20 protein-coding genes and 1 tRNA gene are annotated in these 26,633 nt (G+C 36.3%); 9 read left to right on the top strand and 12 right to left on the bottom strand.

What is annotated here, in order from left to right; genetic code table 11:
- Positions 1–117: 117 nt before the first annotated feature.
- The gene (locus ACN0TV_RS12280) at positions 118–360 is read right to left on the bottom strand and encodes a DUF2007 domain-containing protein (protein WP_417363214.1); all 243 of its coding nucleotides are present in this window, start codon (positions 358–360) and stop codon (positions 118–120) included.
- A 363-nt stretch (positions 361–723) separates the two neighbouring features.
- On the opposite strand from ACN0TV_RS12280, the gene rnr reads away from it, so the two are divergent.
- The 3 genes from rnr (at position 724) to ACN0TV_RS12265 (ending at position 4,515) form a co-directional block, all read left to right on the top strand.
- The gene (rnr, locus tag ACN0TV_RS12275; RefSeq protein WP_417363213.1) at positions 724–2,913 is read left to right on the top strand and encodes a ribonuclease R; all 2,190 of its coding nucleotides are present in this window, start codon (positions 724–726) and stop codon (positions 2,911–2,913) included.
- Positions 2,914–2,989: 76 nt separating this feature from the next.
- A complete protein-coding gene (locus ACN0TV_RS12270; protein ID WP_417363212.1) occupies positions 2,990–3,667 on the top strand; it encodes a head GIN domain-containing protein in 678 nt (225 codons plus the stop codon).
- Between the two features lie 155 nt (positions 3,668–3,822).
- Entirely contained in the window at positions 3,823–4,515 is a 693-nt protein-coding gene (locus tag ACN0TV_RS12265; RefSeq protein ID WP_417363211.1) for a LysE family translocator, read from the top strand.
- 25 nt (positions 4,516–4,540) lie between these two features.
- On the opposite strand, the gene ACN0TV_RS12260 is transcribed toward ACN0TV_RS12265, so the two are convergent.
- The 6 genes from ACN0TV_RS12260 to ACN0TV_RS12235 form a co-directional block, all read right to left on the bottom strand.
- A tRNA-Val gene (locus ACN0TV_RS12260) sits at positions 4,541–4,615 on the bottom strand.
- A gap of 211 nt (positions 4,616–4,826) precedes the next feature.
- The gene (locus tag ACN0TV_RS12255; RefSeq protein ID WP_417363210.1) at positions 4,827–5,336 is read right to left on the bottom strand and encodes an OmpH family outer membrane protein; all 510 of its coding nucleotides are present in this window, start codon (positions 5,334–5,336) and stop codon (positions 4,827–4,829) included.
- A 225-nt stretch (positions 5,337–5,561) separates the two neighbouring features.
- Positions 5,562–6,410, bottom strand: coding sequence for a class I SAM-dependent methyltransferase (locus ACN0TV_RS12250; protein WP_417363209.1), 849 nt, complete (start codon positions 6,408–6,410; stop codon positions 5,562–5,564).
- A 65-nt stretch (positions 6,411–6,475) separates the two neighbouring features.
- Complete coding sequence (gene mnmG / locus ACN0TV_RS12245; protein WP_417363208.1) at positions 6,476–8,347, bottom strand: tRNA uridine-5-carboxymethylaminomethyl(34) synthesis enzyme MnmG; 1,872 nt, start codon at positions 8,345–8,347, stop codon at positions 6,476–6,478.
- Positions 8,348–8,510: 163 nt separating this feature from the next.
- Entirely contained in the window at positions 8,511–8,921 is a 411-nt protein-coding gene (gene ybeY, locus ACN0TV_RS12240) for an rRNA maturation RNase YbeY (RefSeq protein WP_417363207.1), read from the bottom strand.
- The gene (locus tag ACN0TV_RS12235) at positions 8,914–12,204 is read right to left on the bottom strand and encodes a DUF4175 family protein (RefSeq protein WP_417363206.1); all 3,291 of its coding nucleotides are present in this window, start codon (positions 12,202–12,204) and stop codon (positions 8,914–8,916) included. Before ACN0TV_RS12235 ends, ybeY begins: the two co-directional genes overlap by 8 nt.
- A gap of 250 nt (positions 12,205–12,454) precedes the next feature.
- On the opposite strand from ACN0TV_RS12235, the gene ACN0TV_RS12230 reads away from it, so the two are divergent.
- Entirely contained in the window at positions 12,455–13,417 is a 963-nt protein-coding gene (locus ACN0TV_RS12230; protein ID WP_417363205.1) for an endonuclease/exonuclease/phosphatase family protein, read from the top strand.
- A 168-nt stretch (positions 13,418–13,585) separates the two neighbouring features.
- Complete coding sequence (locus ACN0TV_RS12225; RefSeq protein WP_417363204.1) at positions 13,586–14,758, top strand: aminopeptidase C; 1,173 nt, start codon at positions 13,586–13,588, stop codon at positions 14,756–14,758.
- Positions 14,759–14,856: 98 nt separating this feature from the next.
- Here the strand turns inward: ACN0TV_RS12225 and ACN0TV_RS12220 are convergent, their stop codons facing one another.
- Complete coding sequence (locus tag ACN0TV_RS12220; RefSeq protein WP_417363203.1) at positions 14,857–16,209, bottom strand: Gfo/Idh/MocA family protein; 1,353 nt, start codon at positions 16,207–16,209, stop codon at positions 14,857–14,859.
- A 158-nt stretch (positions 16,210–16,367) separates the two neighbouring features.
- On the opposite strand from ACN0TV_RS12220, the gene gltX reads away from it, so the two are divergent.
- The gene (gene gltX / locus ACN0TV_RS12215) at positions 16,368–17,921 is read left to right on the top strand and encodes a glutamate--tRNA ligase (RefSeq protein WP_417363202.1); all 1,554 of its coding nucleotides are present in this window, start codon (positions 16,368–16,370) and stop codon (positions 17,919–17,921) included.
- A 103-nt stretch (positions 17,922–18,024) separates the two neighbouring features.
- Positions 18,025–18,951 carry an SPFH domain-containing protein gene (locus ACN0TV_RS12210; protein ID WP_417363201.1) on the top strand — a complete coding sequence of 309 codons (927 nt, stop codon included), beginning with the start codon at positions 18,025–18,027 and terminating at the stop codon, positions 18,949–18,951.
- 140 nt (positions 18,952–19,091) lie between these two features.
- On the opposite strand, the gene ACN0TV_RS12205 is transcribed toward ACN0TV_RS12210, so the two are convergent.
- The 4 genes from ACN0TV_RS12205 to ACN0TV_RS12190 form a co-directional block, all read right to left on the bottom strand.
- Positions 19,092–19,295: a DUF6327 family protein gene (locus ACN0TV_RS12205; protein ID WP_417363200.1), complete on the bottom strand. Its 204-nt coding sequence runs from the start codon at positions 19,293–19,295 to the stop codon at positions 19,092–19,094.
- 26 nt (positions 19,296–19,321) lie between these two features.
- Positions 19,322–19,675: a phage holin family protein gene (locus tag ACN0TV_RS12200; RefSeq protein WP_417363199.1), complete on the bottom strand. Its 354-nt coding sequence runs from the start codon at positions 19,673–19,675 to the stop codon at positions 19,322–19,324.
- Positions 19,676–19,681: 6 nt separating this feature from the next.
- Positions 19,682–20,026 (bottom strand): YtxH domain-containing protein, encoded by a 345-nt coding sequence (locus ACN0TV_RS12195; protein WP_417363198.1) that lies wholly within the window; start codon positions 20,024–20,026, stop codon positions 19,682–19,684.
- 169 nt (positions 20,027–20,195) lie between these two features.
- The gene (locus ACN0TV_RS12190) at positions 20,196–21,875 is read right to left on the bottom strand and encodes a glutamine--tRNA ligase/YqeY domain fusion protein (protein WP_417363197.1); all 1,680 of its coding nucleotides are present in this window, start codon (positions 21,873–21,875) and stop codon (positions 20,196–20,198) included.
- A 346-nt stretch (positions 21,876–22,221) separates the two neighbouring features.
- Between ACN0TV_RS12190 and ACN0TV_RS12185 the strand changes: the two genes are divergently transcribed.
- Positions 22,222–24,411 carry a gliding motility-associated C-terminal domain-containing protein gene (locus ACN0TV_RS12185; RefSeq protein WP_417363196.1) on the top strand — a complete coding sequence of 730 codons (2,190 nt, stop codon included), beginning with the start codon at positions 22,222–22,224 and terminating at the stop codon, positions 24,409–24,411.
- Between the two features lie 6 nt (positions 24,412–24,417).
- The gene (locus tag ACN0TV_RS12180; protein WP_417363195.1) at positions 24,418–26,592 is read left to right on the top strand and encodes a PorP/SprF family type IX secretion system membrane protein; all 2,175 of its coding nucleotides are present in this window, start codon (positions 24,418–24,420) and stop codon (positions 26,590–26,592) included.
- The last annotated feature ends 41 nt before the right edge of the window (positions 26,593–26,633 follow it).

Here is a 26,633-nt window from a genome sequence, read left to right as displayed (position 1 = left end):
TTTTATTTTTAAATTTTAAAAGAAAAAGATTTATATGTTTATAATAGTTAATAAGTTTAAAACTTGTCTGCTTTTTAAAAGTGAAGTTTTGACAATAGATTTTAAGTACGTAGGCTATTAAACAATTTTTAAATGATTGTTTGAATCTCCCAGTTCTTTAATAATTTCTTGTACCTCTTCTACAAATTCGTTGTGAACGAATAGTTTTATGCCGCCCAGTGCATTTGAATAAAAAGGAGAAATACCAACCATGGTTTCATTCTCAAGGTAGAAGGGGATATCCTGATCGTCAAGTACGTGTTTGAGCACATAACATTCATGCGGATAAGTGAAGGTAGCAACCAAGATAAAATTTTTCATCACATCATTTTTTGTATGCCTGCTAGTTAAAAGTAGTTATTTTTTTCTTTAAAATTGCGTTAACATTTGCAGGTAAAACAAGGATTATTGTTTTAGTTTCTTACTTTTAGCCTATCGTATGAACTATTACTTGCGCTGTTCAAAGCTTAATTACATAACTGCAGGAGTACTTATCCGTATATTGAAACCACAGATACTATAGATGATAATATATTTAAATAGCTTAATATCAATATATTATATAATTTATATAACCCACTAAATTAATAATGTGGTTCCAAATCACCGGGAATTTTAAACGTTCTACAAAAAAGAATTCGGTATAAATGATTTATTTGTACTTTAAAGAATCAAAAATAATATATGTCAAGAAGAGAAAAAAGAGCTCATAAACAGTTTAAGAATGAGCTAACTAAAGGAATATTTACGGTCCTAGAATCAGATCGTGACAAAAGTTATAACTACAAACAAATTGCTTCCAAATTAGGATTAACCGATACTAAAAGTCGAAATGAGTTGATCAAGCGGTTGGGTAAGCTTAAAAATGAAAAAAGAATACTTGAGGTTGAAACAGGAAAGTATAAAGCTATTGTCAAAAAGAATTATTACCAGGGTACATTAGATTTAACTTCGTCAGGGAATGGTTATGTGATTTTAGACGATATGAATGAGGATGTTTATATTCCTTCACATTCCATTAATAAAGCTTTTGATAAGGATTTCGTAGAGGTTTATATTTTCCCGCGTCGTAAGCACGGTAGAAATCCGGAGGGAGAAATTACCAAAATACTGGAACGCAAGAAAACAACCTTTGTCGGTCAATTGGCAATGGAGGATAAGTTTGGTTTTGTAAGACCTTCTGATAGCAAAATGCAAACTGATTTTTATATTCCTCTGGAAAATGTCGGTACGGCTAAAAACGGTGAACTTGTTATTGTTGAGTTGGCAGACTGGCCAAAAAAGGCAGATTCCCCTATTGGAAAAATTATTGAAGTCCTTGGACAACCTGGTGAACACGAAACTGAAATGCACGCCATTTTAGCGGAATATGGATTACCTTATGATTTTCCATTAGAGGTTAGTCATTACGCCAATCAATTGGACACCTCGATAACCAAAGAAGAAATAAAAAATAGGCGTGATATGAGGAAGACTCTTACCTTCACCATAGATCCGAAAGATGCAAAAGATTTTGATGATGCCTTATCTTTTGAAGTTCTTGAAGATGGGAATTTTGAAGTTGGTGTCCATATTGCTGATGTTTCTTATTACATTGATACGGATTCTATTTTAGAGGAAGAAGCATACAGAAGAGCTACCTCGGTGTATTTGGTTGATAGGGTAGTGCCTATGTTACCCGAGATACTTTCTAACAATGCCTGTTCATTGCGACCTCACGAAGAAAAATATACTTTTTCTGCTGTTTTCAAAATGAATAAAGATGGTCAAATTCTTAACCAATGGTTTGGAAGAACTGTTACTTATTCAGATGCCAGGTTCTCTTATGAGGAAGCACAAGTCATGATAGATACCCAATCCAATAAGGTTCCCAAAACATTATCATTAACCGGAGAAGAATACGAAGTGGAAGCGCCTATTGCAGATGCCATTTTACAATTGAATGAAGTTGCAAAGATAATGCGTGAAAGACGTATGGATGCCGGTGCAATTTCATTTGATAAAGTTGAAGTTAAGTTTGACTTAAATGATAAAAACGAACCTATTGGTGTTTATTTCAAATCATCTAAAGAAGCCAATAAACTTATTGAAGAATTTATGTTATTGGCTAACCGTAAGGTTGCCGAGTATATTGGAAAACAGAAAAAAACATTTGTCTACCGTATACATGACGACCCGGATGAGGAAAAATTAATGCAGTTACAGGGCGTTATATCTCGGTTTGGATATAGCCTCGATATGAAGAGCAAAAAGAGCCTTACACAGTCTTTAAATAGCTTATTGGAAAACGTACAAGGTAAGAAGGAACAAAATTTAATAGATACCTTGACCATAAGAACTATGAGTAAGGCTATCTATAGTACTGAGAACATTGGACATTATGGTTTAGGTTTTAATTATTATACCCATTTTACTTCTCCAATTCGTCGTTATCCTGATGTGATGGTGCATCGTTTACTACAGCATTATTTAGATGGTGGTTCGGCAGTGGAGGCAGATAAGATTGAAAGAAAATGTAAGCATGCTACTGATATGGAAATATTAGCCACTAATGCTGAACGAGATTCTATTAAGTACATGCAAATTAAGTATATGGAGGATCGTTTTGAAGATGAGTTTTTGGGTGTTATTTCTGGAGTTACCGAATGGGGTATCTATGTTGAAATTATAGAAAACAAATGCGAAGGTATGGTTAGGGCACAAAGTTTGAGGGATGATGATTACCATTTTGATCCTAAAACCTTTTCCATGGTTGGAGAATCAACTGGTAAAAGCTACCAATTAGGTGACGAAGTTTTCGTTAAAATGGTAAGTTCTGATCTGCAAAAGCGTCATCTCGATTTTGTGATCACTGGAAAAAAACTTAATAATTAACATTTTTTGGGTTTTAGAATTCTTTGAAATTTAAATTCTCACTTACCTTTAATTTTTTAATTTAAACCAAAAAGCAATGAAAAAGTATTTAGTGATATTTATGTTTTTATGTGGTGCAACTTCTTTGGTGGCCCAAGATAATTTAACAAAGGATCTTGGTGAATTTCACCAAGTAAAAGTATATGATGGTCTTTCAGTTACCTTGATCCAAGGCAATAAGAATAAAGCTATTATTTCTGGAAAAAATACATCTGAAGTTGTACTTGTTAATAAGAATGGAAAGTTGAAAATTCGTATGAATATCAATGAGGTATTCAACGGTTATACTACCTATATTACCTTGTATACCAAAGGTATGATTGATGCTATTGATGCTAACGAAAATTCATTCATTACCAGTGAGGATACCTTTTCACAAATTGATATAGACCTACGTGTTCAAGAGAAGGCGGAAATTGAGTTGTCCTTAGACGTAGAAAGATTGGAAGCCAAAGCAAGTTCAGGTGGTATTTTAAGTTTAAAAGGAACCGCCTCCAATCAGGATGTTGATGTAAACACCGGAGGTCAATTTAATGGAAAAGAATTGCAATCCTCTCAGACTAGGGTTATGGTAAAAGCAGGTGGTTCGGCTGATATTTTGGCCAGTGATTATGCTGATGCCAAAGTTAGAGTTGGAGGTACGATTAATGTATATGGTAACCCAAAGGTTTTGGAAAAACAAACCTTTATCGGTGGTACTATTAATGAAAAATAATAAGGACAATTCTTGATTAGGTTTAAGTTGCTTAATGTTTAGGGGAGTATACTTTTTGTTTTCAATATGAGAAGAATGATTAGCATTGTGTACCTTTGTTTTGTTCGGTCTCATTATTTTGGGATACCTTAAACTGTTTATTGATCTATAGTTAAATGATTCAAGATATTTTTACGGCTATACCGCTTGGAATCTTGTTAGCCTTTACCATTGGACCTGTTTTCTTTGTTTTGTTACAGACGGGAGCTGTAAAGGGTTTTAGAGCTGCACTTGCCTTTGATTTAGGGGTGGTATTAGGAGATTTCTTATTCATTCTAATTGCCTATTTCAGTACTAATAAAATATTACATAAGATTAAGGATGAACCTTCTTTATTTATTTTTGGAGGTATTATCCTTATTGCTTATGGATATGTGTCCTATCGAAAATGTAAAACGGATTTTAAACGGGACATCCGAAATGTTATTAATCAAGTTACCGTTAAACGTAATTACTTTAGATTATTTATCAAGGGTTTTCTTTTAAATTTTATCAATATTGGTGTGCTTGGTTTTTGGTTAGGAATCATCTTTATTTTTGGACCAAAATTGGAAATGGATGATAAGCGTATATTTATCTTCATGAGCAGTATTCTTGCTACTTATTTAATCATAGATTGTTTTAAAATATTATTGGCGAAGCAATTAAGAACCAAACTTACACCTCGTAGAATATTCAAAATCAAGCGTATAATAAGTTTGATTATTATCTTCTTTGGATTTGTACTAATCCTTCAAGGATTTTTCCCGGGGGAGAAAGAAAAGATAAAGAATGTTATTGAAAACATTCGGGAGAACAAACAGCAGTAAATAGTGTTTGAAAAGTTGAAAATTGTGGGTCATACTGGACTCGAACCAGTGACTTCCACCCTGTCAAGGTGACACTCTAAACCAACTGAGTTAATGACCCATTTCAAGCTAGGATATTACGTACTAATATCCGATAGGATGATGGTTGCAAATGTAATGATCTATTTTAATTTTTCAACAGTTGGACATTTTATTTTTTCCTATGTAATTTATCGAGACAAATGATATGTACTATATTTTGAGCCTTAATTTAGGGGCATAAAAAAAGACGCTTTGTAAAGCGTCTTTAAATTGTATTGTAAACGAATCACTTATTTTTTGTAAGCATCGTTTAATGCCTTTAGAAGTTCATCAGTAATATCTTTGCTATCTTCTCCATACATTACACTACCAGCATCATTTTTTCCAAGGATATAGGTATAACCGTTAGTTTTACCATAGTCCTCTACAAATACTTTAACTTTTTTAAGAAGACTATCAATTTCGCCTTGACTTTCCATTGCTAATTGTTGTTCTTCCATTTGAACTTGTTGTTGAATCGTTTGACTCTTTTGCATTAACGTTTGGTATTTTTCCTGAGCTACACTTTGAGAAAGTTTTTGAGCTTCTTGTTGAAACGCTTGTGCTTCACCTTGGAAAACTTGAGTTATACTATCTCTCTTTTTACCAAAAATTTCAAACTTACCTTTATATTTTGCTTCAATGTCAATCTTCTCTTGATATTCATTTAGAAGTTTGGTATTGTCGACAAAAGCAATTTTGTCTTGTTGGCAAGAAATAGATGCCAGGGCAACGGTTATTATTAGAATTATTTTCTTCATTTTTTATTTAAATTTATGTTGATAGCAAAAATAGAAAACAAACTGGAATTTTTGATTTAGAACGATTAAATTATTAGTATTTATACAATTTATAATAATTAAACATTGAATAGGTTTTAGTTATTAGAATTAAGCTTATTTAAAGCGATTTAAAACACTTTAAATGTAATATCATTATCAATATATATCTTACGTATGTAATACTCTTAAATGTCTTCTAAAGCTTTATTTCGTATTTTTTTCTACTATATAGAGTATTGAAGAGTACTCCTTAGTACTAAGGGCTTTTAAATTTGACAAAAGGCCAATATAAAATGCTTTGACGATATTTTTCTTTCCGCTTTTAATTTCTTCTGATAATAGACTTACATAAAATGAATCGAATGGTAGGGATTTTAATTTTGTAATTTTAAAATCCTGCTCTTCTACTAATTGTTTCATACCACTTTTACTAAAGTGCCATAAATGACGTGGTACATCATAAGCCGCCCAATTTGATTTGTAATATTTACAATCATAAGATTTATAATTGGGGACGGCAATTAGAAGTAAACCATCTCGATGTAATAAATTATGTATTTTTTTTAAATACATTGTTGGATCATATACATGTTCAAGTACATGCCACATTGTAATTACATCAAACTTTTTATCCTGGATTTGATCCAAATACTCAACTATGGTATTGCCTTTTTTCCGTGACAATTCTCTTGCATGTTCGTTTGGTTCTGTGCCTATTGAACTTATATTATAGTCCTTAGAGACATTTAAAAAATCCCCTGTCCCACTACCAATATCGAGGAGCGTTTTGGAATCCTTTTTATATTTAAGTATGGTTCTATACTTTCTTTTGATGGAAATTTTTTTGATCAGTTGATATATTTTATCAATGAAATTATCCTTTGAATCTGTATGTGAAATATAAGATTCACTAGCGTAATAGTCACCAATTTTGTTTGGTTCAGGCACAGGAAGTGTTTTTAAAATACCCTTTCTAGATGTTTCTTTTATCTGGAATTCTTCACCGCTAACTAGGTGATCCTTGCACATTATGTGTGTAGATTTTGTTTTCATGTATAAAAAGATTGCAAGATAGTATTAATTCAAATAAGAAGGGTTCCACGTGGAACCCTTTATAATTATCTACCCATATGAACGAGCATAACACTTATATCACTCGGTGAAACTCCACTAATTCTGGAGGCCTGTGAAAGTGTTATAGGTCTAATCTTTTTTAATTTTTCTTTAGCTTCAAATGATAATGATTTTAGATTATCATAATTAAAATGATCTGGGATTTTGATATCTTCTAGACGGTTTAACTTATCTGCATTGTTTTTTTCCTTATCTATATAGCCTGCATATTTAACTTGGATTTCTGTTTGCTCTAAGACTTCACTATCCAGATTATTTTGTTGAATATAGTTTTCTACAGTATCTAATTTTCTTAAAAGATCAAGAGTAATATTTGGTCTCGCAAAGATTTTAAACATCTTATCTGATTGCTTCATCGTGGATGAATCGACTGATTCTAATATTGGATTTATGTCTTCAGGCTTAACACTTGTTTCTCTAAAAAAGTGTACAAATGCAGTGGAAGCTTTTTGTTTTTCTTCCATTCGTTTTAATCGTTCTTCTGACGCTAGTCCAATTTCATGACTTTTAGGAGTAAGACGTAAATCAGCATTATCTTGTCTAAGTAGGGTACGATATTCCGCCCTAGAAGTAAACATACGATATGGTTCTTCAGTTCCTTTTGTAATAAGATCATCTATTAATACTCCTATATAAGCTTCGTTCCTTTGTAATATAAACTCTGGTTTTTCTTGAACTTTTAGAGCTGCGTTTATTCCAGCGATTAAACCTTGAGAAGCTGCTTCTTCGTATCCGGTAGTACCATTAATTTGACCCGCAAAATATAAACCTTCTACCAGTTTAGTCTCTAAACTATGCTTTAATTGTGTAGGAGGGAAGTAGTCGTATTCTATAGCATAACCTGGTCTAAAGAACTTCACGTTTTCGAATCCTACTACAGATCTTAGCGCCTTGAATTGTACTTCCTCTGGTAATGAAGTTGAGAAACCATTGACATAATATTCAACCGTATCCCATCCTTCTGGTTCTATAAACATTTGGTGACGATCCTTATCTGCAAATCTGTTTATTTTGTCTTCTATGGATGGACAGTATCTCGGTCCTATACTTTTGATTCTTCCATTGAACATTGGCGAACGATCAAAACCTTCTCTAAGTAAATCATGAACTAGGGGGCTAGTATATGTCATATGACAATCTCGTTGATGAGTTAGGGGTTTTGTGAGATCTGTGTACGAAAATTTTTCTGGATTTTCATCACCTGGTTGTACAACCATTTTGCTAAAATCTAAAGAACGACCATCTACTCTAGGGGGTGTTCCAGTTTTCATTCTGCCAGATTCGAATCCACATCTAACGAGTTCTTCGGTTATTCCTGTTGCGGCTTTTTCACCTGCACGACCACCTCCAAATTGTTTATCTCCAATATGGATAAGTCCATTTAAAAAAGTTCCGTTTGTAAGTACAACGGCTTTAGATCTTATTTCAACTCCTAATGAAGTTCGAACGCCTTTTATAATATCCTTCTCTATTATAAGACCTGACACCATTTCTTGATAGAAATCTACATTTGGTGTTTGTTCTAACATTAAACGCCATTGTTCTGCAAATCGCATACGGTCACTTTGTGCTCTTGGAGACCACATCGCAGGACCTTTTGATTTGTTGAGCATTTTGAATTGTATTGCTGTTTTATCAGTAACAATTCCAGAATATCCACCCATGGCATCAATTTCTCTTACAATCTGTCCTTTAGCAATTCCACCCATGGCCGGATTACAAGACATTTGTGCTATGTTTTGAAGGTTCATTGTTACCAGTAGGGTGCTGGCGCCCATGTTTGCCGAAGCTGCGGCAGCTTCTGAACCGGCATGACCTGCACCTACAACAATTACATCATATTCTTTATCAAACATAAATTTGGGTTTTTTTACTTTCTATTTGTTTTGCAAAAAAACGAAATTTAAAACAGTATCCAATGCGAGGCGCAAAGGATGTTTTGTTCCATAGTTGTTTTTTTGTTGTTCCACGTGAAACAGCTGGGGTAAGCCTTGTTCTATATGGGATTGATTGGGGAGTCTATTTAAATAAGGCGATTTTTTCTTCTTCTTTTTGTCGCATTATTTTAGTATCTTCTTCGGTTTTATCCTTATATCCACAGTAGTGTAGGATGCCATGAGCCATAACTCTTCGAAGTTCATTCTCTATAGTCACATTGAATTCCTCGGCATTTTCTTTAACACGCTGTATGGAAATAAATATATCTCCTTGAATAGTGGTGTGATCAGAATAATCAAAACTAATGATATCTGTAAGTGTGTCGTGATCTAGGTAATCTACATTTATTTTATAGAGGTAATCATCATCACAAAAAATATAATTCACTTCTCCAGAATTTTTGGATTCTGACAAAATGATATTTTCTATCCAACTACTATACTGAACTGGATTGTCAATTATAAAATCTGTTTCGTAATGAAAATTAATCATCTGTTTTAAAATAGGTGTTCACCTTTTCTTTATAAATTCGCCGCAAAGGTAAGCTTTGTCTGTTTAATATTTCAACTTCATTTAAATATTGTTGAAGTTCAGGGCTTAACTTTTTTGTAGGATTGGTAAATTCTTGCTCGGTTGTATGACTTTCTCGTTCTGGTTTTTGACCTTGTTGCACGGCAGCATTTTCTAATTTTAGTAATTGATGCTGAAGTTGCAACATTTTTTGTTCATTGGCTTTGGTAAATCCTTTTTCTATTAAATCTTCTTCTAGTTGCTTCATGGTTTCAACTAATTTTTTTGAAGTAAGCTTATCCGATGGTTTATTGAACTTGTCGAGTTGCTGTTCTAAAGCATTTCTAAGAAATTGTTGTTGTTTGTAGATTTCAAATAATTTTTCGGACATGGCTTCACCACCTGGACCTTCAGTAGGGTTTTCTCCTTTTGCTTCTCCTTGAGATCCTTCCTTGCCACTTTGTTGATTTTTCTGCTGTTGTTCTATGGCATTTTTCATCTCTTGGTTTAATTGTCCTTGTGATTGGATTATGTCCGGCAATTGAAAATCTTGAGAACCATTACCGGAACCTATAGATAAAGTTTCTTGCATATTATCTAAGAGATCACTCAAAAAGTCCGCTAAGGTATTCGTTGCTGTAAGCGCATATTGCTGATAGGATACTCCTTGGTATGAACGATTCTCTGCAAATTCCGCTAGAGCCTTGTCAATATTATAATACACATCATTGACGTTAGCATTAATTTGTTCTGTAAGTTTTGGCTGTCTAAGTGAAAGGGTGAAGAGACTATCATCAACATGTTCAAATACAGATTTTAGATCGTTCTGCTGCTTTAAATATACCGATAGGTTTGTGTTTGTTTCCTTGAGGACTCCAATGCTTTTCATTAGGCTTTCTTGCTTTAAAGAAAACAGTACAAGATTGTCCAAAATTTGTCTTAGCATTTTAGTATCCTCTTGTAAACTGTCCTGGTTTGCAGACTGCATATTTTGGTTCATGCTATTACCCAATTCCTTTAATTTATCAGCTGCCTTTTTTTGATATTCTTGTGCATTTTGCTTTGAGTTCGGCTCCTCCAATTGTTTAATTGCCTCCCTTTGATGGTTTTTAATTTGTTCTTCAAGAGTCTTATCCCTTCCTATTTCCATGGGTTTCTTCAGCGCTTCATTTTCCTTTTGAAGTTGATCCAACTCCTGCTCAATATGCTCAAATTGCGAGTTGAGTTTTTGTTGGTCTGCGCTTTGGCTATTTTCTTTCTTTGCCAACTCTGATTGTTGGTTGGCAGTTGAAAGAATATCCTTTTTTAGTTTTTCAGCCTTGGCCTGTACATAGTATCTCTTAGTCAGTTCAAGAATTTGCTCTAAACTCCTACTGTTGTTGTTCTGATTTTTGGCCATTTCTTCTAGGCGCTTGCTGAGTTCTTCTTTGTTGATTTTATCGGTAAGTTTTGCGAGCTCTTCCATCATTTTCTCATTTTCCTTGAGTTGCTGCTGTCGTCTTTCCAATCGCTCCTTAAGTAGCTTGTTGAATTCAGACTTTTCATCATTATTTTTTTGAAATTGACTGAGGTTCTCACTGAGCTTGTTTTGAAACTTCTCCATCATTTCATTTTGTTGAAGCTGACGAGATAAATATTGATCTATTCTTTTCTTATCGTTGAAGTTAAGTTGATTCTTTTGCTTATTAATGTCGTTAATTTCATTTAACTGTTTCTTTTGTAGTTGGGATTCTTCGATAGTGTTTTGCAATTGGTCAATGGTTTGTTTTTGATTTTCCAATTGTTTATCCTGAAGTTCGCTGTTGCTTAATTTTCTATAGTGAAAGCGTTGACTTTTACTTACTTTTCCACCTCTTAAAGCATCGTTATCAGTTACTTGAAAATAGAATTCATAGTCCTCGGATTCTTTAATCTTTAGGCCCATTGGAAATTCGTATACAAAACGATCAACGGTTTGTCCCATAACAGGAATGTCTGCCGTAAACAGACTATCGTTAGCCAGGTTTTTGTAGTGAACCTCTAATTTTCCAATACCATAATCATCACTTATAGCACCTGTGTAGATTTTTCGATTTATAGCACTGCTATCAATATGCTCTTCAACCTTTATGGAGGGATGTTTGTCCTTTATTACTGCGATGTTGAAGTTTAGCTTTTCAAAGTTTTTGAGATGTTCATTGCTTGTTGCCACCGTATAAGAGGAGTTGATGAAAATTTGTTTGCTTAACGAAAAATGCTGATTTCTGTTGGATAAGATATGGGTGCTGTCTTGAAGAGCTATAGAAACAGACTTTGTATCTTCCGCATTAAAGGCCCAATGGATCTCTGTTCCTTCTAAAACGGTGGCATTTCCGGTACTCTTTATGGTGTCAGTACTTTTACCTGTATAATCGGGATAATTTAAGGTCATTTTAAACGACAGTAAACTTGGTGTCGGAATGACTTCAAGCTCATAGGGCAGGGAAGTCACATCGGTGGCCAGTAATTCAAATTTAGTGTTTTCTACGGGTTGTTGAAACCTGTATTGGTACTTGCCACTGCTGGCTTTTTCCATAAAAAATTGCTTATCACCGATGACAATTTGTATGTCCTGTGGAATCTTACTTCCCGTAGTTTGCACTTCTAGGGTAAAAGATTTTCCTTTTAGGGTTTTAAGGGAATCATTAACAATCAAAAATTCAAAGGGAGCAGGAGGGATATACGCGGTTTGGTAGTCGACAACTCGTTTATAACTATCCGTGAAGGTGTTGATTTTTCCAATAAGCACTACCACCAGAATACTAAGAACCGGAATGGCGGCGTAATAGGCATATTTTAAGTTCTTCTTATAACTGACGGCGCGTTGAAATGGGATGGGTTTTAGATCTTCGCCCTTTTGCGCAATGCTGGCCAGTAATAAATTTGATTGTTTCTTGTCCTCGGCGAGTTGTAATAGATTTAAAAGTTTGTCGCCTACCTTTGGAAAATGATTTCCTATAATCTTAGAAGCTTCTTTATAGTCAATCCCTTTTCTGAGTTTGAATAAATACAATAGTGGAATACAGATGAATTTGATAAACAAGAGAAATTCAATGCCCACAAATGTCCAGAATAAAAGGAGTCGTGCAGTAGTATCTAACCAAAGAAAATATTCCAGTAACACAACTGCTATGAAATACAACAAACCCACACATATAAACAGAAAGAGACCTTTCAAAAGTTCATTGAAGTAGTACTTGCGTAAAAACAAGGATAATTTATGGTGTATTTCTTTTAATGTATTCATTTATAGAATCTTAACGTATAAGTTTAGACATTAGAAGTTAAAAATACAATTTGTTTGGCATTGTTGGTATTCGATTCGGATTCTATTGAGGGAAATCAAAGAAGTTTTAACGTTATCAATTAACCTCCCGGGATCTTAAAAGGCAACGGGTTTGTTAAGTTTTCGTTTAATTCATGTTATTTTAGCGATGAATTATGCTTTAAATACATCAGTATCACTTAGGTACGTCAAAAAAGTGTAAATTTATAAGATGCCAACTATATTTGATATCCCACCAATTGAAGTTCAGCAAAACCTTGAGCTGTTGAAACAAGATCTTGACCTTAAAATTCCATTCAAGGAATTGGACAGAAACTTGTTGATCGCCACGTGGAACATTCGTGCATTCGGTAATCTTACCCGAAAGTGGGTCAGTGAAGAAGAGGACAGTCCCAAACGGGATTTACAATCGATTTTATGTATCGCTGAGATTATTCAAAGATTTGATGTTATTGCGATTCAAGAAGTAAAGGCCAATATACGGGCTCTTCGGGATACCTTGAAAATATTAGGGGATAACTGGTCATTAATACTAACAGATGTAACCAAAGGAGATTCAGGAAATGGAGAGCGGATGGCCTATCTATTTGATACTCGGCGTGTACAACTTTCAGGATTAGCCGGAGAATTGGTAGTTCCAAATGAATGGACCCAAACAGCAAGTCAACAAGCACTTGACGAACAATTTGTGCGCACCCCCTACGCTGTATCCTTCCGCTCTAATACACAAACCTTCATCTTGGTTACTTTGCATATTCTGTATGGTAAAAAATCATCCGATAGGATTAAGGAACTAAAGGGAATAGCAAAATGGCTTTCAGATTGGTCATCAGACATACATGCCTACCATCAAAACCTTATCGCTTTGGGTGATTTTAATATCGATCAAAGGGGAGATTTATTGGATAGAACCTTCCTTTCTGAAGGCTTGTATATTCCTGCGGAACTACAGAATGATAATACAACACGATCCATTTTTAATCAGACCAAATACTACGATCAGATCGCCTGGTTTAACGGCTCTGGGAATCAACCTAAATTATCGCTTGAATTTATTGATGGTGGAAACTATGATTTTGTAGGTAAAGCTTTGACAAATAGAGATATATCGAAGCTCAGTTTGTCTTATTTGTTGTCCGACCATTATCCGCTTTGGGCAGAGTTTAAATTGTAAACTGCATCAGGTGTGCCTTAGGATTTGATTGTGCAATCATATAATTTCTCTCAGATCCGTATTTCTTATGGTTTTATCAACATCGCAGGGAAAATTAAATTATAAAATTATGAGCCCTTTTTGTGATAATTCTGTAAATTGGGCCGTTAAATTAAACTATAGTAATCGATGAAAAAAATATGTTTAGCGGCGGGGTTGGCCTTGCTGACTCTAGGAGTTCACGCTCAGGACGATCTCATAAATGCCTTAGAGAATAACACTTCACTTGCAGCTAAGGAAGGTTTTATTTTTAAACCCGTTATGAATTTGGAACGAACTTCTATAAAAAATCAGGGAAGCAGTGGGACTTGTTGGAGTTATGCCGGAAATGCACTACTAGAATCTGAAATGCTTCGCGAAGGAAAACAAGCGGTGGATATTTCAGAGATTTACACCGCGCGTTGCGTGTATATTGAAAAGGCAAAGAATTATGTGAGAATGCACGGTAATCTGAATTGGGGTGATGGAGGACTTTTACATGATGTTGTAAATATTTATCAGCAATACGGTGCCTTGCCGCAGGAAGTTTATACCGGCCTGAATTATGGCACTGATATCAACCGTTTTGGTGAAATGCAATCTGCACTTAAAGGGTTTTTGGACGGGATCATTCAGAATAAGAATGGAACTCTAACGCCAAATTGGCTAACTGCCTTTACTGCAATTTTAGACAGTTATTTAGGAGCGGTACCAGAATCATTTGAATATCAAGGGAAAACATATACTCCTAAGTCCTTTGCACATGAGGTTATTGGTGTAAAAGCAGAATCTTTTGTCGAGTTGGTCGCTTTAGGTCATGAGCCTTTATATCAAGAAGTTTTTATTCCTGTTCCGGATAACTGGAGCTTTGATTACGCTTATAACGTAACTATGAACGACTTTGTCTCCATAATTGACAATGCCTTAGAAGAAGGGTACACTGTAGGTTGGGCGGCTGATGTAAGTGAAAAGTATTTTAGTTGGAAAAATGGAATCGCTTATGTCCCTGAAGTATCATATAGAGATATGAGTGCTGAGGATCGTCAAACCATGTTTAATGGACCTAAAGCAGAATCGGCCATTAGCGAGGACATGAGAAATCAAGCTTTTGATAATTATTCCACTACAGATGATCATGCAATGCAAATTGTTGGAAAGGCAAAGGATCAAAATAATAGAGAGTACTATATAGTGAAAAATTCTTGGGGTACCGGGAATGACCATCAAGGGTATTTATATGTCACAAAAAATTACATTCTTTTAAAAACCAATTCATTATACCTAAACAAAGATGGTATACCAAAGGGTATATTAAAAGGGTAAAACGCATTTGTTTGTAATAGTAAACGGCAGTGTTTCCACTAGGGAGACACTGCCGTTTATGTTAGTTATTTATTTAGTTTTAGCACTGAATGCCAAAGTTACACTTTTGGTAACTCCCATCCATTGTGATAATGAGCTTTGACGAGCTCGTTAGCTGCATCATTGTTTTTAAACTGATTCTTTTCCTTGTCCCAGTAAATTTTTTCACCGGTCTTATAGGCAATATTTCCCATGTGGGCATTAATCGCAGAAATAGCTCCCTTATCAACGCTACAATGAAGTTCTTTACTGTTTCCTTTGATTACGTCAACAAAGTTTTGAGCATGATCATCAAGTGCTTCATTGGATTTTTTAGTCAATTCTATTTGAGATGTTTTTGGGTCACGTTTACCATCTTTATAATTGTACTCCGGCATCACTTCCCATCCCTGACGGTCGACCACTAAGGTTCCGTTGTTACCGATAAAGGCAATACCCTCTGTTCTTCCGTAGTTTCCTTGATTAATTCCGGTTGCGTGTTCCCACAGCAAATTGAAATTTTCATATTCAAAAACAGTTTGTAAGGTATCCGGTGTTTCTGAAGCATCATTTGGATAGGCTAATTTTCCTCCTGAAGCCATTATGGATTTTGGAGCAGAGACCTTCATTATTTTTAAAGCGATATCAATTTCGTGAACACCCCAATCGGTCATTAGACCTCCGGCATAATCCCAGAACCATCTGAAATTAAAATGGAATCTGTTCTGATTGAAATTCCGTTTTGGTGCCGGCCCTAACCACATATTGTAGTCAACGCCCTGTGGTGGCTGACTATCGGCAACTACAGGTATTGGTTTCATCCATCCCTGATAGGCCCAACATTTTACCAAACGGATGTTTCCAAGTGCTCCTGAATCTATGTATTCGGCTGCCTTTCTGTATTGGGATCCACTTCTTTGCCATTGTCCTACTTGTGCGATGGTATTGTGCTTTTGGGCAGCTTTTACCATAAGGTTGCATTCTTCAATACTGTTTGCTAGCGGTTTTTCAACATAAACATGTTTACCTGCCTGACAAGCGTCGACAAAGTTTAAACAATGCCAGTGGTCAGGTGTACCTATGATTACAGCGTCTACATCCTTGTTTTCTAATAGCTTCCGGTAATCTTTATATAAGGAGACTTTGTTGTTATGTCCTAACTTCTTTAAATCTGAAGCTCTTCTGTCTAAAACACTTTGATCCACATCCGCCATTGCGACGCATTGTACACCTGGTATTTTAAGATGAGCGGTCAAATCAGCCCAACCCATTCCATTACATCCAATGACACCAAAATTAAGTCTGTCACTAGGTGCAATATTTTTAAAGAGTTCATTCGCGCTTTGGGCAGTAATAAGGTTTGACATTCCTAGTCCGGCTACGGCCAAGCTGGAGTTTTTAATAAATGTTCTTCTGGTGTTTTTTGTTTTCACATTGCTGGGATTTAACGATTTTGGATTTCAAGATACTATTTTTGTTTCAATAAAGTTCCCACTACATTTGAAAAATGTATTATTAACACTAATCAATCCTAAAAAACCTTCTTTAAGAATCCCTATAAAAACTGTTATCTTTGCCAAAAATTATTCTGATGAGTACACGCGTTAGGGTGCGATTTGCACCAAGTCCGACAGGACCTTTACATATAGGAGGTGTTAGAACGGCTTTGTTCAATTATTTATTTGCCAAAAAACATGGAGGTGATTTTATTCTGCGTATTGAAGATACGGATCAAAAACGCTATGTAGAAGGCGCAGAAACATATATCATTGAAGCGCTGAAATGGTTGAACATACCTTATGATCAAGGTCCTGACTCTCCTGCTGATATTCAAGAGAAGTACGGCCCATTCCGCCAAAGTGATCGTAAGGAACTCTATAAAAACTACGCTGAACAACTCTTGAGTAGTGGTTGGGCGTACTACGCATTTGATACTCCGGAGGAATTAGATGCACAAAGAGAAAAATCTGAGACGGATGGTGGCAAGTTTACATATAATTGGACCTCTCGTGAGGGCTTGCCAAATTCACTTTCTTTATCAGAAGAGCAGGTACAACAGCGAATTAGTGCAGGGGATCCCTATGTGATACGTTTCAAATCACCTCAAGGTGAGACTCTTGTGTTAAAGGACATGATTCGTGGAAACATAACGATTGATACTAATATTTTAGATGACAAGGTGTTATTCAAAAGCGATGGAATGCCTACCTATCATTTGGCAAATATCGTTGATGATCATCTCATGGACATTACTCATGTTATACGTGGAGAGGAGTGGTTACCGTCTATGGCTTTACACGTCTTGTTGTATCGCGCTTTTGGATGGGATGCCCCTGAATTTGCACATTTACCATTGATTCTAAAGTCAGTTGGTAAGGGTAAATTAAGCAAACGAGACGGTGATAAGTTAGGATTCCCAGTGTTCCCATTACAATGGACAGACCCTGAAACAGGCGAGGTGGCTAGTGGTTATAGAGAAGAAGGATATTATAACGAGGCTGTGGTTAATTTCTTGGCCTTTTTAGGTTGGAATCCCGGAACAGAACAGGAACTGTTTAATTTAGAAGAGCTTGTTCAAGCCTTTGAATTAGAGAAGGTACAGAAATCCGGAGCTCGTTTCGACCCGGATAAAACCAAATGGTATAATCACCAATATCTCCAAAACAAATCTAATGATGATCTAGCAGTTGAACTTCGCAATTATCTGGAAAATGCTACCGATGCACCTGCTGATCTTGATGACTCCGTTCTTGAAACAACTTACCTATCTGCAGTAGTCGGACTATTGAAAGAACGGGTGAATTTTGTTAAGGAACTCGCTATAGAGGGCGATTTTTTCTTGAAAGCACCTGATGCCTTCCAAGAAAAAGCGGTAAAAAAGCAATGGAAGGAGCATACAGCTGGCTATATGGTGGAAGTATCAAATGTGATTTTCAATGTTAAGGACTTTGATTCACAAACCATTGAAGACACCGTAAAAGCTTGGATTTCCGAGAAAGGACTGGGATTTGGTCAAGTGATGCCACCGCTGCGTTTAGCACTTGTTGGAGAAATGAAAGGTCCTCATGTATTTGATATTATAGCCTTAATTGGTAAGCAGCAAACCATTGCTAGAATACAGGAGGCAGTAGAGGTATTGGGTTAATTTTTTTGAGGGTTTCAACCCAGAGACACATCTGAGTGAATTTTGCTTAGATTCTAATTTTAAAAGTTGTATTTTAACGGCAATTAACCTAAAATTTATTCAGATGTATCTTCTTATTCCGTTAGCATTCGTTGGCCTTATTGTTTTTTTTAGCGCCTTCTTTATAGTCAAGCAACAAACCGCTGTTGCTCTAGAACGTTTCGGCAAATTTCACAGTATTCGAAATTCCGGACTACAACTTAAAATTCCAATCGTCGACCGTATTGCCGGGCGATTAAGTCTTAAAATTCAGCAGCTTGATGTTATCGTAGAGACGAAAACTCTCGATGATGTTTTTGTAAAGCTCAAAATATCCGTTCAATACGTTGTTATTAGGGAAAAAGTTTATGAAGCTTTCTATAAACTGGAATATCCTCATGAGCAAATTACCTCTTATGTGTTTGACGTGGTAAGGGCAGAGGTTCCTAAAATGAAATTGGATGACGTTTTTGTCAAAAAGGATGATATTGCTATTGCAGTTAAGGCTGAGCTTCAAGAAGCCATGTTAGCCTACGGTTTTGACATCATTAAAACGCTTGTAACCGATATTGATCCTGACCAACAGGTGAAACATGCGATGAACCGAATTAACGCTTCAGAACGCGAGAAAATCGCCGCTCAATTTGAAGGGGATGCCGCTCGAATTTTGATCGTTGAAAAAGCAAAAGCAGAGGCTGAGAGTAAACGACTTCAAGGTCAAGGTATTGCTGATCAGCGTCGTGAAATTGCTCGCGGTTTGGAAGAGTCCGTTGAAGTCTTGAACAAGGTGGGGATAAATTCCCAAGAGGCCTCAGCGCTGATTGTGGTTACTCAGCATTACGATACCTTGCAAGCCATAGGAGAGACGACCAACAGTAACCTTATTTTATTACCGAACTCTCCTCAGGCAGGTAGTGATATGCTTAACAATATGGTAGCTTCGTTTACTGCAAGTAACCAAATTGGTGAGGCGATGAAAAAACACAACAAAAAGAAAGAAGGCGAACAATAGAGAAAGCTTAAAGTAAGTTAAGGTTTGCCTTATCATAAAGTACAGAAAACGTTGCTGAATTATACTTCACAGCAACGTTTTCTGTTTTAAGCCTGCGCAGACTTCCCAGCAGGTGGGGGGTTTACTTATTTGTGGTAGACTTATTTTATCAATTTTCTCAAGAGCCTAAAGGTTAGGGCTTTTTGGATAACTGCACCAGCCGTTTTACTTACAACGTTTAAAAAGCTAAAATCGTCTTTTAAACTGTTATAACTAAGTTTGATTTCTTCTTTAGAAATTTCCTTCTGTAACTTCAGCACCTTAATATCCCTGTCTATTTCATCAAATGAAGTGTAAATTTTCATGGTATCCGGTTTAGTGATCTCTTGGATCAGTCATTATCAAAAAAATCTTTAGAGGCTCTAATGAGTACTTTGCGTTCTATGGTTTTTCTGAATCCATAATAGACAATCACGGCAATAAGAATGTAAAAGCCTCCCAAAATTAAAAAGCCAAGACCTAGGTTATCAAGCCAACTGCCAATAAAGAGGGCGATGGCAAAGGTCAATAATAGTAGCGCACCAAACAAAAGCGCACCAATGATCATAAAGGTGATCATTGACGTGGTGCCCTTGGTTAATTTTTTAAAAATACTAAGCCTGTAGTACTCATAATTCTTCTCGATGAACTCCTGAGTACTCGTATGGAGCCCCTCAACATTTTCTGAGAGATTATTCAGTGCCATAAACTATTATTTAGAAGTTGTCTCTTTCTTAAGCTTGGCGTTTTGAGTTCTTAGGTCTTCTAATTTAGCCTCTAGCGCGACTAAGATATCATCAGCCTTATAACTCATAGTAGAAAGAGTTTCTTCCAATTTGTTCTCAAAGTTCGCCCTAGTTTTCTCGGCTTGAGAGGTGAGCTTCGTTTTGGTAGTCTTAAGTTGTTTTTCCAATTCTTTTTGAGCAGATTTGGCGTTTTTTCTTATTTTTTCGCGGGTTTTGTCCCCTCTATCCGGAGCATATAAAATTCCTATTCCTGCTCCGATTGCGGCTCCGGTTAAGAGCGCTAATAACGTATTACCTGTTTGGTTTGACATAGCTAAAAAGTTTTATTTATTAAATTAATCCCCTATTGATACCTAATTTACGAAATTTGAAGGGATTGTACTAAAAATTGAACCTATTTAGCCTATTCTTAACAGCTTATGTTAACAGAAATATAAAAGCACGCCGAAGCGTGCTTATGGTAAGATCTATAATTTCGAACTATTGGTCTAGTTTAGCCCAAGTATCTCTTAGTCCAACGGTTTTGTTAAACACCAGTTTTTCTGCATTACTTTCCGGATCTATGTTAAAATAACCAAGTCTTTGGAATTGGAAATGATCTCCTTCCTTAGCACTGGCAACACTAGGTTCTATAAATCCTTTGATTATTTTCAATGATTCTGGATTTATAAACTCCAAGAAATCCTTTTCACCTTGTCTATCGGGCTCTGCCACGGTAAACAAACGATCGTACTGGCGAACTTCAACTTCAATCGCGTGTTTAATAGACACCCAATGTAAGGTACCTTTAACTTTTCGCTGACTCTCAGGCGTTCCACTGCCACTTTTGCTAAGTGGGTCATAGGTACAATGTACTTCTATAACATTACCTAGATCATCCTTGATTGCTTTTTCAGCTTTTATGATATAGGCATTTTTTAGACGAACCTCACCACCTAGTTTTAATCGGAAAAACTTGCGGTTAGCTTCTTCTCTAAAGTCTTCTTTCTCAATATAGAGTTCTCTGGAAAAAGGGACTTCTCTGAATGTAAGCACCTCTTCTTCAGGATTATTTTCTGCCTCAAGTAACTCTTCTTGATTCTCCGGGTAATTGGTGATGACAATTTTTAAAGGATCTAGAACACCCATAATACGAGGTGCCTTTTTGTTAAGATCCTCACGAGCATGAAATTCCAATAGGGATACATCAATTAAATTGTCACGTTTTGCGATACCTATAGTATCGGCAAAGTTTTTAATGGATTCAGGAGTGTATCCACGACGTTTTAAACCGGAAATTGTAGGCATTCTTGGATCGTCCCAACCGTTAACAACACCTTCTTCAACCAAGCGAAGTAATTTTCGTTTACTAACTACGGTATGACTTAAATTTCTTCTGGCAAATTCACGTTGTTTTGGTTTTACTTTCGAAGATGTATAGACCTGATCTAAAAACCATTCATAGAGTTCTCGGTGCATCGCAAATTCCAAGGTGCAAAAAGAGTGGGATACTTGCTCGATATAATCACTCTCTCCGTGAGTCCAATCATACATTGGATAAATACACCAATCATTGTTCGTCCTGTGATGCGCCTTATGCAGAATACGGTACATAATCGGATCCCTCATCAACATATTGGATGCCTTCATGTCAATTTTAGCACGCAATACGTGCTCCCCTTCTTTAAAGTCACCATTTTTCATTTGCTCGAAAAGCTCCAAATTTTCTTCAACAGTACGGTTTCTAAACGGACTCTCCTGTCCAGGAGTAGTAGGTGTACCTTTTTGCGTGGCAATTTCTTCCGAAGTTTGACTATCTACATAAGCCTTTCCCTGTTTGATTAGTTCAATAGCCCATTGGTATAATTGATCAAAATAATCTGAAGCATAACGCTCTTCATCCCATTGATATCCCAACCATTCTACATCGCGCTTAATAGCATCCACAAACTGCTGTTCTTCCTTAGCAGGGTTTGTGTCGTCAAAGCGCAAGTTCACAGGTGCATTGTATTTTTCACCCAACCCAAAATTTAAACAAATAGAGCTAGCATGTCCAATATGGAGGTAGCCATTGGGTTCTGGTGGGAATCGAAAACGTAATTCATCTTTACTAAATCCCTCTTTGAGGTCATTTTCAATGATATGTTCGATGAAATTTAAAGATTTTCCTTCTTCTGCCATAAATTTAAAAACTAAATAGACTGCAAAATTAAGGAATTTTTGCAGCAATGTGTATTTATCATTGATAAACAAAAACAAAACTTAAAATTCAAGTATTGAAGTGCATTATTAATTCAAAATTTTAAGCGTTTTTGAAACTCTAAAAACCGACTTTTCAACAGCTTTATTAACAAACCAATTGGTATTTTTTATACTTTTTAAACGCCTTACTATAACAAAATTGAACTTGGCATCTATAAATGATGCTTTCACCACAAACTCCTAAAATTGTATAAAAAAACAGCTAACTTTGATTTCTATTGTGGAATTTTATGATGACACATACCCAAATTTAAATCAAAAACTTATGAATAGAACTTTTACCCAAAAATCTATTCGTTTCTCCCTACTGATGCTCACTGTGACTGGCATGACACTCGGTGCGCAAGAGTTGAAAAAACCTACACTAGGATTTACGGATGCCTGTGTAACAGCAGATCATAATGAATTTCCTGTGGAGCTTGTTTGGAATCCAAATCCAATTGTAAACTCTGACAATCAATTCATTATTGAACTTTCTGATGCCAGTGGCAGCTTCACTTCCCCCACAACAATTGCTACATTATCAGATAAAAACGCAACATTTAAAATTGAAATCACAGACCTGAGATTACCCAATACGGTATCGGGTGAAAATTACAGATTGCGTTGGCGCAGTACCAGTCCGGCACAGATCAGTCCGGCTAGTGATCCTTTTGGTGCGTACTCCATAAAAGTCTCTGAACCTCTGGTGGTTAATAATTTCGAAGAAGCCTCTGTTTGTGACGGTACCTCTGTTTTTTTGGAGGTAGATAATTACCCAAATGAAGCATCATATAATTGGTATAACTACGCTGAACTCATACCTGGAGAGCATGGCCCTTCATTAGAGGTCACTGAACCTGGAATTTATTTTGCAGAAATCGATTACGGTTCTTATTGTTCATCTAGTACGGCTTCAAATATGGTTGAGGTGAACATAGAGAACTCTATAGGGTTTGAACTCATCGGAGCAAAAGAGCTTTCGCTTTGTGAGGGCGAAACCTATACACTTACAACTGATTTAGACGATCCCGAACTTACCTATGCTTGGTATAAGGATGGTGTATTATTACAAAGAAACAACCAAAATACCTTGGAGGTAGATGGTAGTGACCCTGGATTTGCAGGTGATTATTATGTAGTTTTGGAACGCGAAGGTGGATGTAAAGAAACAACCTCCAAAGTCAGCATTTCCGCAGGTTCATTTGAATCCAAACTCATTTTAGCGGAAGGAACTTTATTGCTTCCGGAAGAAACTTTGTCAATTGCAGTGGAAACAACCGCTATAAACCCGTCGTTTCAATGGTTTAGAAATGAAACTAAACTAGAAGGCGAAACCGGCAAAACCATTGAAGCTACTGTGGCCGGTGATTATTATGTAACCATCGCACAACATGACAATTGTATAGTGAAACGTACAACCGATAAGGTAAGTATACAAGAACCTGACTCATATATCGCAAGTATTCAGGCCAGCTCTTATACGCCATGTGTAAGCAGTAGTACAGAACTAAGTTTGGGCTCCATTACCGCGGTAAAGGGAGAGGAAACTTTTGGTCTTGGACTGACCACGCTTGATAAGTTCTCTTATCAGTGGATTTATAACAATAAAGAACTTAGTGGGGCAACCCAAAGAACACTTTCTATTGCAGATGCTCGTAAAAATGGGACCTACGCACTTCGGGTCGTTATCGAAGGCGGTATTAAATTAAGTTCCGATCCGATTGAAGTAAGTTTAAGTTTGCCGTTAACGGTTAATATTACTGCAGAGAGCAATATACGTTGTGAAAACGGAAACAGCATCGTGATTCAGTCTTCTGTAAAAGATCAGCAGTTCGACTATAGCTGGTTTAGGAACAGCGTAGAACTTACTGAAAAAGGCAGCGAACTTTCCACAAATCTAAGCGGGGAGTATCAATTAGAAATTACCGCGTATGGATGTACTTTAAGTTCAAACTCCTTTTCCATTGAGGACATAAGTCCTTCGGTTGTACAACTTAATGTCTCTGACTTGGTTGTTATTCCAGAAGGTCAAACCAAAACGGTTACAGCTTCCGGTGGAGATTCATATCAGTGGTTTGATGCTATGAATGAACTTATTGGAAGTGAAAGAAGTATTACCATTCAAGAGGAAGGTGAGTATACTCTGGTAGCTGGAGTTGGTCAATGCCAACTGACAAAAACATTTAAGGTGTCCAGCTTGGAGAGTTATGCAATCCCTAATGTAATTACGCCTAATGGTGACGGGTTTAATGATCTATGGATTATACCTAACTCTTATGCTTATCAAAAGGAGGTGACTGTGAATATTTATTCGCAACTGGGGACTAGGATTTACTCTACTAATGAGTACCAGAACAACTGGCCGGAATCCTCTAGCATAAACCAAAGTGGAGGTCAACCCCCAATATATTATTACAGTATAACTAAAGGAAAAGAAACCCTTAAACAAGGAACGATTACCCTTATAAGATAAAAATTAATGAAGTCCACATTATCTAGAATAATCCTACTGCTACTTATGTATTGCACCGGTGCTTTTGCACAGGAGGATGTTCCTGTGGCTTCTATCGATATTCCTTCACAAAACCTATTGAAATTCAATAGGTTTTTAATCAATCCGACTTTTTCAACAGTCAATGAGGATAATTCATATTTAAACCTCTATCACCGTAATCAATGGGTTAGTTTTGACGATAATTACCAAACCTATTTAGGAAGCTATTCCGGTAGAATTGGCGACCGTACGGGACTTGGTTTAAGTATTTACCATCAAAAGTTTGGAACGATTGCCAACTTCGGTGCTATAGCGAATTACGCCTATGGGATCCGTTTGTCTGAGAAAAGCAATTTGACTTTCGGGTTTAACCTGTCTTATTACAATAGCGGGGTGGATAAAAGTAATATCAATCCTAACCAACCTAATGACCCGACTATCGCAGATTTGCAAAACGGTTCACTACTTACGTTCCAACCTGGTATTAACCTTTCCATCGGTAGTTTTGATGTAGGCTTATACGCGGAGGATGCCTTTGATTACAATTTTAAAACTAGTGAAACCTTGACTGAGTTTGGTGATAAAACTTTCACAGCACACCTAATGTATACCAATCGGTTTGAAAATGGTGTGGGTATGTTGGAGAACGCCAGGTTCAGCGCTTTGACTAGGGCAAGAAGAATGGGAGATGAGGACATTGCGTTTTCAGGAAGTTTAATTTTGGACATGCCTAAACTGGGGTGGATTCAAGGAGGTTATGATGACTTTTATGGCGTAGCAGCAGGTGTTGGTTTTAACTTAACCAAACGACTTTCATTAGGTTATACAATTGAGAAGGGAATCCGTGATCAGATTTCAAACTTCGGCGTAACTCATGAGATTAACTTTGCTTATTCCTTCCAGGCTATTCTTACAGAAAACAGAGTATATCAGGACTTGTTGGATGATGAAAATCTGTTGGTGCTTGAAGAGGAGCCTAAAGACTCTCTAACCGGGAAGGATGCTGAAATTGCAAGGCTTCAAAACTTAGTAGATGAGAACAACATGATCATTGATGAAATGATGTTTCGCCAGGATTCTATTGAGGAGGCTAGAAAGAATGACATGAATAAGCGTTTTGCTTTCATTTTAAAATACATTAATGACAATAAAACTAATCCGAACCAGAATCAGGTGAAGAAGGATGTGGTGAATATGTTGAAGGACATTGATGAAAAGGCCTATGCAGCAGCGGAACAAAAGCATCAAACTGATTTTGTTCATCTTAATGGTTCTGGCAAAACACATACAAACGATAATATTCAATCGCAAAACAAGCGAACTAGGGTTTCCCCAAAACCCGTTGGCAAGCCTCGCGTAGGCTCCAGTAAAGTATTAACTGCTTCAACAGCTACAACCTTAACCAATGTAGATGATGGGGCTTACGTGATTGCCAACGTCTTTAAGGACGATAATAACACGCGATCTTTTATAAATGAATTAAGTGATAAAGGAATTAATGTTGGTAGTTTCTCTCACAACGGCTTAAACTATGTTTATATAGAGCGATACAACACCGTAGGTGAAGCGAGAAGGAATTACAAAACGGATCTTAAGGATCGTTACCAAGGGGATATGTGGGTGCTTCATATCGATAATGACAAAGATGCATACCAAGGTAGCTCTACCTCAGCCTACGCGAGCAATTCAAACGGTGAGAACAATGCTGATTACTCCGAGGTAGATAGTGGAAGTCAGAATAAACAGCGATTAGCTAATGATAAGGATGAAACTTTTGCTAGCTATAACAAACAGGATGCATTTGATACTAGTTATTTACAAAACGGACTTTCACAATGCTTAGATCGTTATGTAAACAGAATCTTTAATTCTGACAAGAGAGGATATAGCAACACAGAGATTGCCAATCAATTAAACACAAACTCTGGTAAACAATATTACATCATTGCAAATGTATTTGCTAATTATAAAAATGCCGATCGGTATATTGCAGAATTAAAAAAGGATGGTTATGATGCCGAGATTTATACAAACCCGAAAAATAAATACAAATATGTATACCTAAGGAAATTTGACAATTGGAGCAGTGCGCTTAAGAGTTATAAGTCTAACGTTAATTTTAAAAATGACATTTGGATTATGCCTATTAAGAGTACTTAAGCATATTTAGTTATTCGACAAAAACATATTTACAAATAGTA

The organism is Galbibacter sp., from assembly GCF_048266365.1.
Lineage (GTDB): Bacteria > Bacteroidota > Bacteroidia > Flavobacteriales > Flavobacteriaceae > Galbibacter.
This window is presented reverse-complemented; position numbering and strand designations above follow the sequence as displayed.

Bases quoted from the DNA above. Each gene is read 5' to 3' on its own strand.
- ACN0TV_RS12280 (WP_417363214.1), bottom strand. From the start codon at position 360: ATGAAAAATTTTATCTTGGTTGCTACCTTCACTTATCCGCATGAATGT.
- rnr (WP_417363213.1), top strand. From the start codon at position 724: ATGTCAAGAAGAGAAAAAAGAGCTCATAAACAGTTTAAGAATGAGCTA.
- ACN0TV_RS12270 (WP_417363212.1), top strand. From the start codon at position 2,990: ATGAAAAAGTATTTAGTGATATTTATGTTTTTATGTGGTGCAACTTCT.
- ACN0TV_RS12265 (WP_417363211.1), top strand. From the start codon at position 3,823: ATGATTCAAGATATTTTTACGGCTATACCGCTTGGAATCTTGTTAGCC.
- ACN0TV_RS12255 (WP_417363210.1), bottom strand. From the start codon at position 5,336: ATGAAGAAAATAATTCTAATAATAACCGTTGCCCTGGCATCTATTTCT.
- ACN0TV_RS12250 (WP_417363209.1), bottom strand. From the start codon at position 6,410: ATGAAAACAAAATCTACACACATAATGTGCAAGGATCACCTAGTTAGC.
- mnmG (WP_417363208.1), bottom strand. From the start codon at position 8,347: ATGTTTGATAAAGAATATGATGTAATTGTTGTAGGTGCAGGTCATGCC.
- ybeY (WP_417363207.1), bottom strand. From the start codon at position 8,921: ATGATTAATTTTCATTACGAAACAGATTTTATAATTGACAATCCAGTT.
- ACN0TV_RS12235 (WP_417363206.1), bottom strand. From the start codon at position 12,204: ATGAATACATTAAAAGAAATACACCATAAATTATCCTTGTTTTTACGC.
- ACN0TV_RS12230 (WP_417363205.1), top strand. From the start codon at position 12,455: ATGCCAACTATATTTGATATCCCACCAATTGAAGTTCAGCAAAACCTT.
- ACN0TV_RS12225 (WP_417363204.1), top strand. From the start codon at position 13,586: ATGAAAAAAATATGTTTAGCGGCGGGGTTGGCCTTGCTGACTCTAGGA.
- gltX (WP_417363202.1), top strand. From the start codon at position 16,368: ATGAGTACACGCGTTAGGGTGCGATTTGCACCAAGTCCGACAGGACCT.
- ACN0TV_RS12210 (WP_417363201.1), top strand. From the start codon at position 18,025: ATGTATCTTCTTATTCCGTTAGCATTCGTTGGCCTTATTGTTTTTTTT.
- ACN0TV_RS12205 (WP_417363200.1), bottom strand. From the start codon at position 19,295: ATGAAAATTTACACTTCATTTGATGAAATAGACAGGGATATTAAGGTG.
- ACN0TV_RS12200 (WP_417363199.1), bottom strand. From the start codon at position 19,675: ATGGCACTGAATAATCTCTCAGAAAATGTTGAGGGGCTCCATACGAGT.
- ACN0TV_RS12195 (WP_417363198.1), bottom strand. From the start codon at position 20,026: ATGTCAAACCAAACAGGTAATACGTTATTAGCGCTCTTAACCGGAGCC.
- ACN0TV_RS12190 (WP_417363197.1), bottom strand. From the start codon at position 21,875: ATGGCAGAAGAAGGAAAATCTTTAAATTTCATCGAACATATCATTGAA.
- ACN0TV_RS12185 (WP_417363196.1), top strand. From the start codon at position 22,222: ATGAATAGAACTTTTACCCAAAAATCTATTCGTTTCTCCCTACTGATG.
- ACN0TV_RS12180 (WP_417363195.1), top strand. From the start codon at position 24,418: ATGAAGTCCACATTATCTAGAATAATCCTACTGCTACTTATGTATTGC.